Origin of the sequence: Pseudomonas sp. DTU12.3, from assembly GCF_004124275.1 — a bacterium.
GTDB classification, from domain to species: Bacteria; Pseudomonadota; Gammaproteobacteria; order Pseudomonadales; family Pseudomonadaceae; genus Aquipseudomonas; species Aquipseudomonas helmanticensis.
This window is the reverse complement of record NZ_CP027218.1, coordinates 498,651-513,030: the sequence shown is the minus strand read 5'-3', so window position 1 is coordinate 513,030 and position 14,380 is coordinate 498,651. Positions and strand designations below refer to the sequence as shown.

Sequence of the window (14,380 nt, the reverse complement as noted above, 5' to 3'; positions counted from 1 at the left end):
TTAGGCGGCGTCTTTTTTCGGTTCGCGAATCTTGTACCAGGCCACATACAGCGCCGGCAGGAACAGCAGCGTCAGCAATGTCGCGATCACGATCCCGCCAATCATCGCGTAGGCCATCGGCCCCCAGAACACCTCCCGGGCAATCGGGATCATGCCCATGCTCGCCGCCGCTGCGGTCAGCAAGATCGGTCGGCGGCGGTGTTCGGTCGCCTCGACCACTGCATCCCACGGCGCATAACCCTTCTTCTCGTATTCATCGATCTGCGTCACGAGAATCACCGAGTTGCGGATGATGATGCCGATCAGCGCGAGAATCCCCAGAATCGCCACGAAACCCATCGCCGTGCCGGTCGGCACCAGCGCCAGGACCACGCCGATCAGACCCAGCGGCGCCACGCTCGCCACCAGGAACATCTTCTGCACGCTGTGCAACTGGATCATCAGGAAGGTCGCCATCAGGAACAGCATCAACGGCAGAACCTTGGCAATCGGCCCTTGGGCCTTGCCGCTTTCCTCGACGGTACCGCCGGTGGCGACTTTGTAACCCACCGGCAGTTTTTCGGCAAAAGCGTCGATGGAAGGCTTGAGGATCTTCACCAGGTCGGTGGGCTGGATCTCGTCGCGCACCGACGCCTTGATGGTGATCGTCGGCAAGCGGTCGCGACGCCAGACCAACGGCTGCTCCAGTTCGTAACGCACAGTGGCGAACGCCAGCAACGGAATCGACGTGCCGCTCGGCGTGACGATCTGCAGGTTTTGCAGGGTTTCCGGGGTACCGCGTTCGGAATCCACTGCGCGTCCGACCACGTTGATCAGGTAGATATCGTCATCGACCTGGGTCAGTGGCGAGCCGCTGACGATGCTGTTCATCAGGTTTGCCACGTCTTCGGACGACAGCCCGAGTTGGCGCGCCTTGTCCTGGGCGATGTCGATGCGCAGGACTTTGCCCGGTTCGTTCCAGTCGTAAATGATCTCGCCGATGTGCGAGTTCTTGTCCAGTTCGGTGGCGAGGTCGATGGCGTGCTTGCGCACCTGATCGATGTCCTTTCCGCTGACCCGGTACTGGATTGGACGCCCCACGGGCGGGCCCATTTCCAGCGCTTGCACGTAGCTGCCAATGCCGACGAACTCCTTGTGCAGACGCTCGCGCAAGCGCTCGCTCAATGCTTCGCGGGATTCGAAGCCTTTGCTGACGATCACCAGTTGCGCGTAGTACGGGTTCTGCAATTGCTGGTCGAGCGGCAGGTAGAAACGGATCGCGCCCTGACCGATATAAGTACTCCAGCGCACGATGTCCGGGTCGCCCTTGAGGGTTTCCTCGAGTTTGTCGACGGCTTTGCGGGTTTCGTCGATCGAGGCGTTTTGCGGCAGGTTCAGGTCGACCAGAATTTCCGGGCGGTCGGAAGACGGGAAGAACTGGTTCTGGACAAAACGCATGCAAAAGATCGACAGGGCAAAACACAGCACGGTGATACCGATGGCCCACCAGCGATTGCGCATGCACCAGAGCAAACCGCCATTGAACGCGCGGCCGATGCGCCCGGGCTCGGCAGAATGGGGTTTGACGTTGGTGCTGAGGATGTGCACGCCGATCACCGGCGCAAAGAACACCGCGACCACCCACGACACCAGCATCGCCACGGCGATCACCGCAAACAGCGTGTAGGTGTATTCGCCGGCAGAACTGGCGTTGAGGCCGATCGGCACAAAACCGGCGACGGTCACCAGCGTACCGGTGAGCATCGGGAATGCTGTCGAGGTGTAGGCGAAGGTCGCCGCCTGTTCCTTGGTCTCGCCCATTTCCAGGCGCGTGACCATCATTTCCACAGTGATCATCGCGTCGTCGACCAGCAGGCCGAGAGCAATGATCAACGCACCGAGGGAAATCCGCTGCATGGTGATGCCGCTGTACTCCATGTACACAAACACCATGGCCAGCACCAACGGGATCGAGCAGGCCACCACCAGTCCGGCGCGCACGCCGAGGCTGATGAAGCTCACCACCAGCACGATGATCACCGCTTCGAACAGCGCGCTGGTGAAACCGCCAACGGCTTCTTCCACCACCACCGCCTGATCGGAAACGGTGTGCACGCCGACGCCCACCGGCAGGTCGGCGGTGAGTTGGTCGATGCGTTCGTGCAGGGCTTTACCGAACGCCTGCACGTTGCCGCCCTTCTGCATGGCAATCGCCAGGCCGATTGCCGGTTTGCCGTCGAAACGGAACTCCGGTGTCGCCGGGTCGACGTAACCGCGACTGATCTCAGCGATGTCGGCCAGACGATAGAAACGATCATTGAGTTTGAGATTGACCTCGGCCAGATCCTTTTCCGAAACGAACTGCCCCGAGGTGCGCACGGAAATCCGTTCTGGACCGGCCTCGATCACACCCGCCGGGGTCACGGCGTTCTGCGATTGCAGGCTCTGCACCACCTGACGCTGATCGATCCCCAGCGCGGCGAGTTTGCGCGTGGAGAAGTTCAGGTAAATCACTTCGTCCTGCTGGCCGACCATTTCGATCTTGCCCAGCCCCGGCACGTTACGAATCTCGGCGCGCGCCTGCTCGACGTAATCGCGTAGCTGGCGCATGGTCAGGCCGTCGGCGGTGAACGCATAGACCGAACCGAATACATCACCGAACTCGTCGTTGAACCCCGGGCCTTGAATGCCTTGGGGGAACTGCCCGCGAATGTCGTTGATCTTCTTGCGCACCTGGTACCAGATTTCCGGGATGTCCTTGGCGCTGGTGGTGTCGCGCAGGTACACGTACACCGTCGATTCGCCGGGGCGCGTGTAGCTTTTCACGTAGTCGAGGGAGTCGAGCTCTTCGAGTTTTTTCTCGATGCGATCAGTAACCTGCTTGAGCGTTTCCTCCTGGGTCGCGCCCGGCCATTTGGTCTGGATCACCATGGTCTTGATGGTGAACGACGGGTCTTCTTCGCGGCCCAGATTGAAGTACGAAAACACCCCCATGAGCAATCCGACGAACATCAGATACCAGACGAATGACTGATGCTTGAGGGCCCATTCGGAGAGGTTGAAAGAGCCTTTCATTGACTGTCCTCGTCAAGTTTCACGGATTGTCCGGGTTTGAGACTGTTGACGCCGGCGCTGACCACTTGCTCGCCGTTCTTCACCCCGCCAGCCAGCACCACAGTGCTGTCGGTGCGGCTGATGACGCTGACATCACGCGGGCTGACGGTTTTGCTTTGGGTGTCGATCACCCAGACGCGCGCTTTGCCATCGACCTCCTGCAATGCCGTCGCGGGCAGTTCGATACGCGGCTTGATCGCCGAACTGAGGGTCACACTGATCGCGGTACCGAGGCGGAAACCGTCCGGCGTATCGGCCAGGGTCAGCCGTGCACGGCGAGTACGCGTAGCACTCTGCGCTTGCGGTTCGATCTCGCGAATGACGGCGGTGGTGTTGATGCTTGGATCGAGTTGCGCGGCCACTGAAAACACTACGTCGGCGGGGATCTGATCGACCAGGGTGTCGGGCAGATCAATCACCGCTTCCTTGATGTCCGGCTGCGCCAGCGTCACCACTTGCTGGCCGGCGGTCACCACCTGCCCGGCCTCGGCGTTCCACGCGGTGACCACGGCTTTGTGGTCGGAGCGCAGCTCGGTGTAGCCGAGTTGATCCTTGCTCTGATTGACCGCCGCCCGCGCCTGATCAAGCGAAGCCTGAGTGGTTTTCAAGTCGGTGTTGGCGACGTCCAGTTGCGCCTGCGCGCCAACGCCACGATCAAACAGCGCTTGCTGCCGGCGAGCGTTGGCCTGGGCGTTGATCAATTGTGCCTGGATCTTCGCCAGGTCGCCCTGGGCCGAGCGCAACTGATTCTGTTGATCGGACGGGTCGAGGGTCGCAAGCAGCGTGCCCTTCTCGACTTCCGTACCGACATCGACGTTACGACTGGCGATACGGCCACCGACGCGGAACCCGGTATTGCTCTCGTAGCGCGCCTGAATGCTGCCGGCAAAACGCCCGAGGCTTTCCTCACTCAACGCCTGGACCTTGACCGACAGCACTGGGCGCACCGGCTCGGGCGGTGGTTCTTTCTTCGAGCACGCGGCTAACAACACAGCTACGGGGAACAGCCACAGAGACTTCATGGCTGTGCTCCCGGTTGCAGATCCTTGTAGGTGTTTTCGGCAATCTCGACTTTCATCCCCGGGTGCAACAACTGCCCGCCGGCGACTATGACCTTCTCGCCACCCTTGAGGCCTTCGCTGATGATGACTTTGCCAGTCAGGTATCGGCCGACCGTGACCGTGTGCAACTGCGCCTCGCCCTTGTCGTCGACCATCCACACCGCCGGGTCGCTGATGTTTTTCGTCAGCGCCGACCACGGCAATTCAACCGCCGATTTGCCGGAGCCTTTCGCCGTGGCGCTAACCACCGAACCGAGTTGCATGCCCGGCGGCAATTTATCGAGGGTGACTTTGACTTGCACGGTGCCGGACTGCGCGGACACCGCCGGGGTGACTTCGCGCACGGTGCCAGTGGTTTTGATCTCGGGATTGTCGAGCAGGCTGACGGTGATCTTGTTATCCGTAGGACGTTCCGCCAGCAACGATTCATAAACGTTGAACACCGCATCACGGTCGCCATCGCGGGCCAGACTGAAAATCGGCGCGGTGGCCTGGACCACTTGACCCACTTCGGCCTGGCGCTCGGTGATCACGCCCGGCGCATCAGCGATCAACGAGGTGTAGCTGAGTTGGTCTTTGGCATTGGCCAGTTGCGCCTGCGCCGCGCTCAGTGCGCTCTGACTGCTGCGCAATGCCGCTTGCGCGGAATCGTATTCGCTCTGGCTGGTGTAGCCTTTGGGCAGCAATTTCTGCTGACGCACGAAGGCCGCCGCGCTCTGTTGCACCCGCGCCTGTTCAGCGACCACTTGGGCTTGCGCAGAATCGACGTTGGTCTGCAGATCCTTGGGATCGAGCTTGGCCAGTACCTGTTTGGCCGAAACCCGGTCGCCGACATCGACCATGCGCTGGATGATCTTGCCGCCAACACGGAACGATAGCTCGGTCTGCACGCGCGCCTGCACGTCACCGGTGAGTGTCACCGAAGCCGCGTAATCCGTGGGTTTCACTTCCTGTACGAAGACCCGTGGCAAGTATTCCTGCGCGGGTTTCTTGTCGCCGCAAGCGGTCAGCAAGGCGACGGCACTGAGGGCCACCACCACTTTCAATCCGGGACCCGCCATGCAGACTCCTTGGCATTTTTCGAGACTATCGGGACGATACGACTTCAGAGCTTAGAACAGGGTTCCACCATTGCTCGCTCGAATGAAAGATTAATCTCCGCAGGAGCTGCCGCAGGCTGCGATCTTTTGATGGTGTTTTTCAAAGATCAAAAGATCGCAGCCTGCGGCAGCTCCTGCAGGGGGGTATTCTGTGGCGGATTCAGTGCATCCAGAGAAGGACACTCATGCTTAAAACCCTGGCGGTGGCCAATTACCGCTCGATCAATAAATTGGTGATCCCGCTCGGCCGGCTGAACCTGATCACCGGCCCCAACGGCAGTGGCAAGTCCAATCTCTATCGAGCCTTGCGCCTGCTGGCGGAAACCGCGCAGGGCGGCGTGGTCAATGCGCTGGCCCGCGAGGGCGGACTCGATTCGACCTTCTGGGCCGGGCCGGAAACCATCAGCCGGCGCATGCGCAACGGCGAGGTGCCGATCCAATCGACAGTGCGCCAAGGTGTGAAGCGTCTGCGCCTGGGATTCGCCGGAGAAGATTTCAGCTATTCGATCAGCCTCGGTCTGCCTGACTCCAATGGCCATTTCATGCTGCCCGAACATGCGCGGCCGATCCCCTCGCGCTTCAGCCTCGACCCGCAGATCAAACGCGAATGCATCTGGGCCGGGCCGCATTACCGGCCCGCCAGCCTGTTGGTCGATCGCGACGGGCCGATGATTCGTGCGCGCAACGAGCGGCAATGGGATGTGCTGGCGCAGCACACGCCGAACTTCGATAGTTTGTTTGATCAGGTCGGCAGCCTGCGCAGCTCGCCGGAAGTGTTTCAGATGCGCGAGTTCATCCGTCGCTGGCGCTTCTACGATCACTTTCGCAGCGATGCCGACGCGCCGGTGCGTCAGCCACAACTGGGCACGCGCACGCCGGTTCTGCATCACGATGGACGCGATCTGGCGGCCGCGTTGCAGACCATCATCGAAATCGGCGACGGCGAGGCGATGCGCGCCGCCATCACCGATGCCTTTCCCGGCGCGCGCCTGCATATCGAAGCTCAGGCCGGCGGAAGATTTGCGATCGAGTTCTACCAGGAAGGCTTGTTGCGGCCGCTGTCGGCGGCGGAGTTGTCGGACGGAACATTGCGCTATCTGCTGCTGGTTGCGGCGCTACTGACGCCGCGGCCACCGTCGCTGATGGTGCTGAACGAGCCGGAAACCAGCTTGCACCCGGATCTGCTACCGGCGTTGGCGCGGTTGATTATTCGCGCCTCGGAGCAGTGTCAGGTGTGGGTGGTATCGCATGCGCGGCGGTTGATTTCGGCGTTGCAGGAGGATCAGGAATGCAATTGCATTGTGCTGGAGAAGACGTTGGGGGAAACCGGGATTGTCGGGCAGAAGGTGCTGGAAACGCCGGCTTGGTATTGGCCGGATTGAGTGGCGCGACATAGATTCGCGAGCAGGCTCGCTCCCACATTAGATCGCGTACAACTGTGGGAGCGAGCCTGCTCGCGAAAGCGATTCAAGCGTCGCCGCTGAATCAGGCAATCAGCCCTGCCACTTGCCCCCTTCGACAATCACGCTCTCCGGCTTGGTGTCATCGCTCAGTTCTTTACGCACGTATTGGTCGTACAGCTTGAGCAGATACTTCTCTTCACCCAACTTCGTCAGCTCGGTGTTCACCCAGTCACGCAGTTCGATATTGCCCTTCTTCACCGCCGGTGCAATAGGCGCCTCTGCGCCCAGTTTGTCATCCAGCACGCGGTACCCCGGGTTCTGCTTGGCCCAGCTGAACAGCACCAGATTGTCCTGTGCATAAGCATCGCCGCGACCATTGGCCAGGGCTTGCAGCGACTCGGAGTTCTTCTCGAACTTCAGCAGTTTCCAGTCCGGGTGGTTTTTGGTCAGCCAGATATCAGCGGTGGTGCCAGTGGTGACGATGGTGGTGCGAGTCGCCAGGTCATCAAGGGTTTTCACCGGGCTGCTTTGCGGTACCAGTGCCTGCACGGCAACCTTGAGGTTCGGGTTGGTGAATTCCACCGCTTCCTTACGCTCCGGGGTCACGGTCATGTTGGCGAGGATCAGGTCGACCTTGTCGCTTTGCAGGAACGGAATGCGGCTCGCTGGCTCGACGGCAACGAACTCGACCTTGGTCTCGTCACCGAGCAGATCCTTGGCGAAGCGCCGGCCGATGTCGGTATCGAAACCAACGTAGCGCCCAGCCTCATCGACAAAACCGAACGGCGGCTTGTCGGTGAAGACGCCGACGATCAGCTTGTCGCGGGCCTTGATCTTGTCCAGATAACCGGCTGGCGCAGCGCTTTCGCTGGCGACTTTCGGCTTCGGTGGTTCTTCGGTTTTGCTGCAACCAGCGAGCAAGGCGAGGCTGAGCAAGGGCAGTAAAAAAGTGGCCGTTTTCATAACAGTTCCAGTTCCTTTGTCGGATTCGTTTTTGGCAGTGTTGCAACGAAGGAGAACTTCTCCAGAAACTGCTGCGCGCGTGCGGTTTGCGGGTTCGTAAAGAAAATCTCGGGCGGGGTTTGTTCAAGGATGCGCCCGGCATCCATGAACACAATGCGGTCGGCCACCGCGCGAGCGAAGGCCATTTCATGGGTGACAATCAACAGGGTCATGCCTTCGCGGGCCAGGCCCTGAATCACCTGCAAGACTTCCTTGACCATCTCCGGGTCGAGGGCAGCGGTGACTTCATCGAAGAGCATCACCCGTGGGTTCATGCACAACGAACGGACGATGGCGATGCGTTGTTGCTGGCCGCCGGAGAGCTGGCGCGGAAATGCATCGCGCTTGTCGGCCAGACCTACGCGTTCAAGCAAGGCCTCAGCTTGCTGCTGCGCTTCGCGGCGCTGGCGCTTCTGCACCTTCAGCGGGCCGAGCAGCAGGTTGTCGAGCACGCTCATGTGCGGGAACAGGTGATAACTTTGGAAGACCATGCCGATCTGCTGGCGGATGTCACGCCAGTCGGTGGCCTTGTCCAGCAGCTCGCGGCCGACAAATTTCAGGCTGCCGCTGTGTGCTTCTTCCAGGCCATTGAGGCACCGCAGCAAAGTGCTTTTGCCGCAGCCGCTGGGGCCGAGGATGACGATCACTTCGCCGCTCAGCACTTGCAGATCAATGCCGTTGAGCACTTGCTGCTCGCCATAGAATTTGTTGAAGCCGTGAAACTCGATCAATGCGCTCATGCTTGCGTCCAGCGCCGCTCCAGCACGCGCGAGGCGGCCGACAGCGGGTAGCAGATGAAGAAGAAAAACAGGAACAACGCGCCGTAGATCAATACCGATTCGTAGGTGCGCTCGATGATTTGCTGACCGACCTTGATTACGTCGACCACACCTATGAGCACCGCCAGCGAGCTGGTCTTGATGATCCGCGTGTAGACGTTGATGGTTGGCGGCGTCATGCGTTTCAGCGCTTGCGGCAACAGCACGTAGCCGTAGAGTTGCGCAGCATTCAGGCCAATCGACAGCCCCGCCTCACGCTGGCCGCGTGGCAACGAATGCAGCGCACCGCGTGCCACTTCACCCACCTCGCTGGCTCCCCACAGCGAAAGCACCAGTACCGCGCACCAGAAGCTGGGAATGCTCAGGCCGAAGAAAATCGGCAAGCCGAAAAACAGCAGGTACAACCAGACCAGCACCGGGATCGCCCGGAACAGCTCCAGATACACCCGCAGGATCGCGTTCAGCCACGTGATGTTGAGCGTGCGCAATACACCGTAGAGCACGCCACCGACGGTGCTGATGGCGATGCTCAGAAACGAGATCGACAAGGTCTGCCCGGCGCCTTTGGCCAATTGCGGCAACGACACCCAGAGCAATTCAAGACCCGAACTGGCCATGCTGGAGCCTCCTTTCCAGACGGCTGAGCAACAGCGACATCGGCAAGAACAACAGCACACAGATCAGCGTCAGCACGGCGAGCATTTCGTAGGTTTTGTAATAGAGCGCGATGTAGCTCTTGGTGGTGTAGAGGATTTCCGGCACCGCCACCGCCGAGACCACGGTGGTTTCCTTGAGCAGGAAAATGAAATTGGCGAACAGCGACGGCAGGCTGAGGATCCCCGCTTGCGGCAGGATCACGTAGCGCAGCAATTGGCCGTGGGACAGGCCGATGGAACGTCCCGATTCCAGCTGCGCCTGCGGTACGGCATCGACGCCGGCGCGCAGCACTTCGGTGAGGTAGGCGCCACCGAGAAAGGTCATGGTGATGATCGCGGCGGTGAAACCGGAAACCTGAATTCCCGTTGCCGGCAAGGCGAAGTAGACGAAGAACAGCTGGATCAGTAGCGGCGTGTTACGCGCCAGTTCCACGTACAGGCCGACCAGCTTTTGCAGGTAAGGCGTGCGGAATACCAGAATCGTCGCGTTGAGCAGCGCCACCAGTAACGAGGTACCGATGGCGATGAAACCGACCTGCAGCGTCACGCCCACGGCTTTGAGAAACGCCGGCAGGGTGCTGAGGATGAAAGCGTAATCGAAGGTCATGAAACGTCCTGGACGTCGCTCGGTAAGCGGCGGTGATGCAGTCCATGGACAGCGGATGGCTGTCCGGCAGGGGATGACTTTATAGGTATAAAAACCAGAATTTAAATACCGTTAAAGCATATTGATATCACCCAAAAAACTATCTTGTGGGTTTGCCGGGAAGGAATAAGAAGGCTATTTTCCTTTGCGCTGTAGGACGGATCTTTTTTTCACAAAAGCCCTCCAAGGATGAACAGCTTTTGGCCAGACTCCCCCGGCCAAACCATAACAAGGAAGACAACATGGACGTAAAAGTGCCGCAGCGACTGGATCCGCAGGACATTGTGAAATTGCTCGTGGCGTTGCGCCGGGCGTTGAAGGCTCAGGTTGCCTGAGAATCAAGAGCACCCTCACCCCAGGCTGACCGAGTTGTCTGGCGTCATACATCGACCTGAAAGACCGAGTCGATTATGGATACGGCAGAGATCTTTCACGTCGGCGTATTGCGTGAATATCACCCATTCAGTCCCCTCTACCTCTGGGCGGTCCGACGTTTCGGGAGGGTTAGGGTTAGGGCCGCTTTGCGCACGCACACAAAAACGCCGATGACCATCGCTGGCCATCGGCGTTTTCATACCTTGAAGGGGTTCACTCAAGCGTCAGATCAGAACGCCGGCAGTACCGCGCCGTTGTACTTCTTCTCGATGAACGCTTTGACTTCCGGGCTGGTCAGGGCTTTGGCCAGTTTCTGGATCGCGTCGCTGTTCTTGTTGTCCTCACGGGCCACCAGGAAGTTCACGTACGGCGAGTCAGCACCTTCGATCACCAGCGCATCTTTCTGCGGGTTCAACTTGGCTTCCAGCGCGTAGTTGGTATTGATCATGTCCAGATCAACTTCTTTCAGAACGCGTGGCAGCAGCGCCGATTCCAGTTCCTTGAACTTGAAGTTGTGCGGGTTCTTGGCGATGTCTTTCGGCGTTGCCAGGGCGTTTTTCGGGTCTTTCAGTTCGATCAGACCAGCCTTCTGCAACAGGATCAGTGCACGGCCGCTGTTGCTGCCTTCGTTGGGGATGGCGATGGTCGCGCCGTCCGGCAATTCAGCCAGGGTTTTGTACTTGCTCGAGTAACCACCGAACGGTTCAACGTGCACGCCTTGCACGGTCACCAGGTACTTGGATTTGTCGTCCTTGTATTTGCCCTGGTTGAAGCTGTTCAGGTACGGCAGGGTCTGGAAGTAGTTGGCGTCCAGACGCTTCTCGCCTACCTGTACGTTCGGCTGAACGTAGTCGGTGAAGACTTTGATTTCCAGATCCACGCCTTCTTTGGCCAGGGTCGGTTTGATCAGCTCGAGGATTTCAGCGTGCGGAACCGGGGTCGCGGCAACCACCAGTTTCTCGCCGGCGTTGGCCAGAGAAGCAGTCAGAGCAGCCGCCAATGCGGTAAACAACAGAACCTTTTTCATGCAGTGTCCTTATCGAAAATCACGGTCGCGAATGGCGACGGCATTTAATACGAGTGCCAGTGAAGTGCTATCTCTGGCGTGAAGCGGACAATACCGGGATTTTTTATTCCCGGACAATAACGTTTATTCACGTTGTTATTCCATTTTGTTCATACACACAGGCTAGACGTGTAGGAGCTGCCGCAGGCTGCGATCTTTTGATTTTCAATAGGTTAAATCGTCGAAGCAAGATCAAAAGATCGCAGGCTGCGCCAGCTCCTACAGGAGGCCGGCGTTTTTCAGGAGTTGCTTGAGGGCGGCTTGGTCAGTCGTGGAGCCTGTGGCGATAATCTGATTGATCTGGTTTTCGATTTGGGTCAGCACGGGGGGCAGGTTCAGGTGCTCCGGGAGGATTTCGTCGCCAGTGCTCACCAGTAAGGCGAAGTGAATGACGTTTTCCAGTTCGCGGGTGTTGCCCGGCCAACTGTGCTGTTCAAGCACGTGCTGCGCGGCTTCGCTGATCAGTGGCACAGGGAGGTCCAGACGCTGGCTGTAGATGCCTAGGAAATACTCGGCCAGCGAGAGAATATCGCCGGTACGCGCGCGCAACGCTGGCAGCTCGAGATGCCCCTCGCTGAGGTAATGATAGAGCCGCTCGTGGAATTTCCCGGCGTCGACCGCTTGCGCCAGGTCGATGCTGGTTGCGGCCACCAGGCGCACATCCACCGGGCTCGGCTGATGCGCACCGACGCGGGTGACTTCGTGGTTTTCCAAAGCGGCAAGCAGTTTGATCTGGATCGGCAGCGGCAGGTCGCCGATTTCATCCAGGTACAAGGTGCCGCCATTGGCCGAACCGAACCAGCCAGCGCGACTGCTGGCCGAACCGCTGTAACTGCCGGCGGCGTAGCCAAATAATTCCGCATCGGCGTAGGTCGGGCTGATGGCGCCGCAATTGACCGAGACGAACAAACCGCTGCGATCACTGGCGCGATGGATATGCCGGGCGAGCAACTCCTTGCCGGTACCGGTCTCTCCACGGATCAAAACCGAAATCGAGCGCGGCGCCAGATGCTCGAGTTCTTCACGTAATTGCCGCGAACGCGGATCGACGAACACCAGCGCTTTGGCGCGAATGCTCAGAGGGCTTTTTTCCGCATCGGGAAAGGTCAGCAACGGCTGACCGAAAGTTTCGAAACTCATGGCAGACTCCCGCCCAAAACCGCCGGCAGACGGGGGCGTTGAAAGAAAAAAATCAGGCGCGACGGCGGGCGTGGTGTTCCATACGGTTTTGCAGGCGGTAGAGATACGCAAAACCCTGCTCCCAACGCTGATGCCCGGACTTCACATTGATGTGCCCGGCACCGCCAAGAATGCCCACCTCGGCGCCCCAGTTGCGCGCCAGCTCCAGCGCTCGCGGGGCGCTGACGGCAGCGTCGTTGTCGGAGCTGACGACCTGACTTGGGAATGGCAGCAGATCCGTCGGGATCGGGGCAAAATTGCGCAATGCCGGGGCGCAGGTCGGGCGCTCGACATCCGCCGGCGCGACCAGCAAGGCGCCGCGCACCTGACGCAGGTATTGCAACGGCGCAGTGGCGGCCCAGTGAGCAACGGTGACGCAGCCGAGACTGTGCGCGATGAGGATCACCGGCGTGCTGTCGGCGGCAATCGCCTCGGCCAGTGCCGCCACCCAGTCTTCGCGGCGCGGCGTCAGCCAATCGGCCTGCTCGACCCGCGCACTGTTCGGCAGGCTGTTCTGCCAGTGGGTTTGCCAATGATCATCTGGCGATCCTTGCCAGCCCGGCACAATCAGGTAGCGGATTGATTCGTTGCGCATGGGGAAGCTCTCCTGCGTCGTGTCTGTTCCTGAACGAGTATAGGGAGAGGATTTATATTCGTTAAGGAATAAGAAGCTATTTATTAATACCCGAATTGCATATACAAACCCTATTTAGGAGCTGCCGAAGGCTGCGATCTTTTAATCTTGTTTTTTAAAAATCAAAATCAAAAGATCGCAGCCTTCGGCAGCTCCTACAGGGTGATGTTCGACAAATAAAAAAAGGGCCGCACCCTGCCAAGGAGACGGCCCCGGAAAAACATGAAAGCTTTTACCGCGCGGTGATCACCGATAATTTGGTAATCCCCGCGCGCTCGATCGAGGCCATGGCTCGCGCCACTTCGCCGTAGTTCACGCCGTCATCGGCCTGCAATTGCACGCGCACTTCCGGGTCCTTGGCTTTCGCCGACTTCAAGTTGAATTCCAGCAAGTCCGGCTGAATTTCATCCTTGTTGATAAACAATTTGCCGGCGCCATCGATGCTCACCACCAGCGGGTCCTTCTGCTCGACCGGCGCAACCGCTTCGGTCTTCGGCAGGTTGATCGGTATCGCGTTGGTCAGCAGCGGCGCGGTGACGATAAACACCACCAGCAGCACCAGCATCACATCCACCAGCGGCGTCACGTTGATCTCGCTGAGCACCTCGTCACTGTCTTGCGTGGAGAAGGCCATATCAGGACGCCTCCTTCACTTTTGCCGCGTTGCCCGGCGCTGCAACCTTGTGCGCGGTCGGGTGGATCAATACGCGGAACGCACTCTTCTGCGCCAGGCTGTAGAAGTCGTGGGCGAAGTCATCGAGATCCGCCGCCGTCAGTTTCAACCGACGCAAAAAGTAGTTGTAAACCAGCACCGCCGGCACTGCGACAGCGATCCCCACACCGGTGGCGACCAGTGCCGCACCGATCGGGCCGGCGACCGTTTCCAGGCTCGCCGAACCCGCTGCGCTGATACCTTTCAACGCCTCCATGATTCCCCACACCGTGCCGAACAAACCAATGAACGGCGACGTACTGCCGATACTCGCAACTACCGCCAGACCGGTTTCCAGCGAACGGCGTTCGCGGACAATCTGCTGACGCAACGCACGCTCCAGGCGATCCTGATGGTTGATCGCCTGGCTCAGATCCGTGGCCTGTGGCGCCTCACCTACTTGAATCGCTGCGTAACCGGCCTGTGCCACCCGGGCCGCAGCGCCGGGTTGGGTTTCGCTCAATTCAGCGGCGGAATCGAGACTCGACGCCGCCCAGAAACGTTTATGAAACTTGCGATCCTGTGCCTTCAGACGACCGAACTGCACAGCCTTGAGCAATGCCAGGCCCCAGGTGGCGACGGAAAAAACCACCAGCAGCCAGATCACCGCGCTTTCGATGGATTCCAGTGGAGATGCCAGTAACGTCATGATGATTCCCTCGTGTAAACGTTTC

At 59.5% G+C, this 14,380-nt stretch carries 13 protein-coding genes; 1 reads left to right on the top strand and 12 read right to left on the bottom strand.

Going from position 1 to position 14,380, the window contains the following annotated elements; all coding sequences use genetic code 11:
- The 3 genes from C2E19_RS02260 to C2E19_RS02250 are packed head-to-tail and all read right to left on the bottom strand — an operon-like array spanning position 1 to position 5,215.
- Positions 1-3,054 (bottom strand): efflux RND transporter permease subunit, encoded by a 3,054-nt coding sequence (locus C2E19_RS02260; protein WP_129387520.1) that lies wholly within the window; start codon positions 3,052-3,054, stop codon positions 1-3.
- The gene (locus C2E19_RS02255) at positions 3,051-4,115 is read right to left on the bottom strand and encodes an efflux RND transporter periplasmic adaptor subunit (RefSeq protein ID WP_129387517.1); all 1,065 of its coding nucleotides are present in this window, start codon (positions 4,113-4,115) and stop codon (positions 3,051-3,053) included. The genes C2E19_RS02260 and C2E19_RS02255 overlap by 4 nt, the downstream gene beginning before the upstream one ends.
- Entirely contained in the window at positions 4,112-5,215 is a 1,104-nt protein-coding gene (locus C2E19_RS02250) for an efflux RND transporter periplasmic adaptor subunit (protein WP_129387514.1), read from the bottom strand. Before C2E19_RS02250 ends, C2E19_RS02255 begins: the two co-directional genes overlap by 4 nt.
- A 224-nt stretch (positions 5,216-5,439) precedes the next feature.
- Between C2E19_RS02250 and C2E19_RS02245 the strand changes: the two genes are divergently transcribed.
- Positions 5,440-6,636, top strand: a complete 1,197-nt coding sequence (locus tag C2E19_RS02245) for an AAA family ATPase (RefSeq protein WP_129387511.1) — start codon at positions 5,440-5,442, stop codon at positions 6,634-6,636.
- Between the two features lie 111 nt (positions 6,637-6,747).
- On the opposite strand, the gene C2E19_RS02240 is transcribed toward C2E19_RS02245, so the two are convergent.
- The 9 genes from C2E19_RS02240 to C2E19_RS02200 form a co-directional block, all read right to left on the bottom strand.
- Entirely contained in the window at positions 6,748-7,620 is an 873-nt protein-coding gene (locus C2E19_RS02240; protein ID WP_129387509.1) for a transporter substrate-binding domain-containing protein, read from the bottom strand.
- Complete coding sequence (locus C2E19_RS02235) at positions 7,617-8,399, bottom strand: amino acid ABC transporter ATP-binding protein (protein ID WP_129387506.1); 783 nt, start codon at positions 8,397-8,399, stop codon at positions 7,617-7,619. The genes C2E19_RS02240 and C2E19_RS02235 overlap by 4 nt, the downstream gene beginning before the upstream one ends.
- Entirely contained in the window at positions 8,396-9,055 is a 660-nt protein-coding gene (locus C2E19_RS02230; RefSeq protein ID WP_129387503.1) for an amino acid ABC transporter permease, read from the bottom strand. Before C2E19_RS02230 ends, C2E19_RS02235 begins: the two co-directional genes overlap by 4 nt.
- Entirely contained in the window at positions 9,036-9,701 is a 666-nt protein-coding gene (locus C2E19_RS02225; RefSeq protein WP_129387500.1) for an amino acid ABC transporter permease, read from the bottom strand. The genes C2E19_RS02230 and C2E19_RS02225 overlap by 20 nt, the downstream gene beginning before the upstream one ends.
- A gap of 643 nt (positions 9,702-10,344) precedes the next feature.
- Complete coding sequence (locus C2E19_RS02220) at positions 10,345-11,142, bottom strand: MetQ/NlpA family ABC transporter substrate-binding protein (protein WP_007918708.1); 798 nt, start codon at positions 11,140-11,142, stop codon at positions 10,345-10,347.
- Positions 11,143-11,400: 258 nt separating this feature from the next.
- On the bottom strand, positions 11,401-12,321 hold the full coding sequence (locus C2E19_RS02215; RefSeq protein ID WP_129387497.1) for a sigma 54-interacting transcriptional regulator: 921 nt from the start codon (positions 12,319-12,321) through the stop codon (positions 11,401-11,403).
- Between the two features lie 52 nt (positions 12,322-12,373).
- Positions 12,374-12,955, bottom strand: coding sequence for an alpha/beta hydrolase (locus C2E19_RS02210; RefSeq protein ID WP_129387494.1), 582 nt, complete (start codon positions 12,953-12,955; stop codon positions 12,374-12,376).
- Between the two features lie 271 nt (positions 12,956-13,226).
- On the bottom strand, positions 13,227-13,628 hold the full coding sequence (locus C2E19_RS02205) for a biopolymer transporter ExbD (protein ID WP_003220570.1): 402 nt from the start codon (positions 13,626-13,628) through the stop codon (positions 13,227-13,229).
- A 1-nt stretch (position 13,629) separates the two neighbouring features.
- Positions 13,630-14,355, bottom strand: a complete 726-nt coding sequence (locus C2E19_RS02200; RefSeq protein WP_077570154.1) for a MotA/TolQ/ExbB proton channel family protein — start codon at positions 14,353-14,355, stop codon at positions 13,630-13,632.
- Between the last annotated feature and the right edge of the window lie 25 nt (positions 14,356-14,380).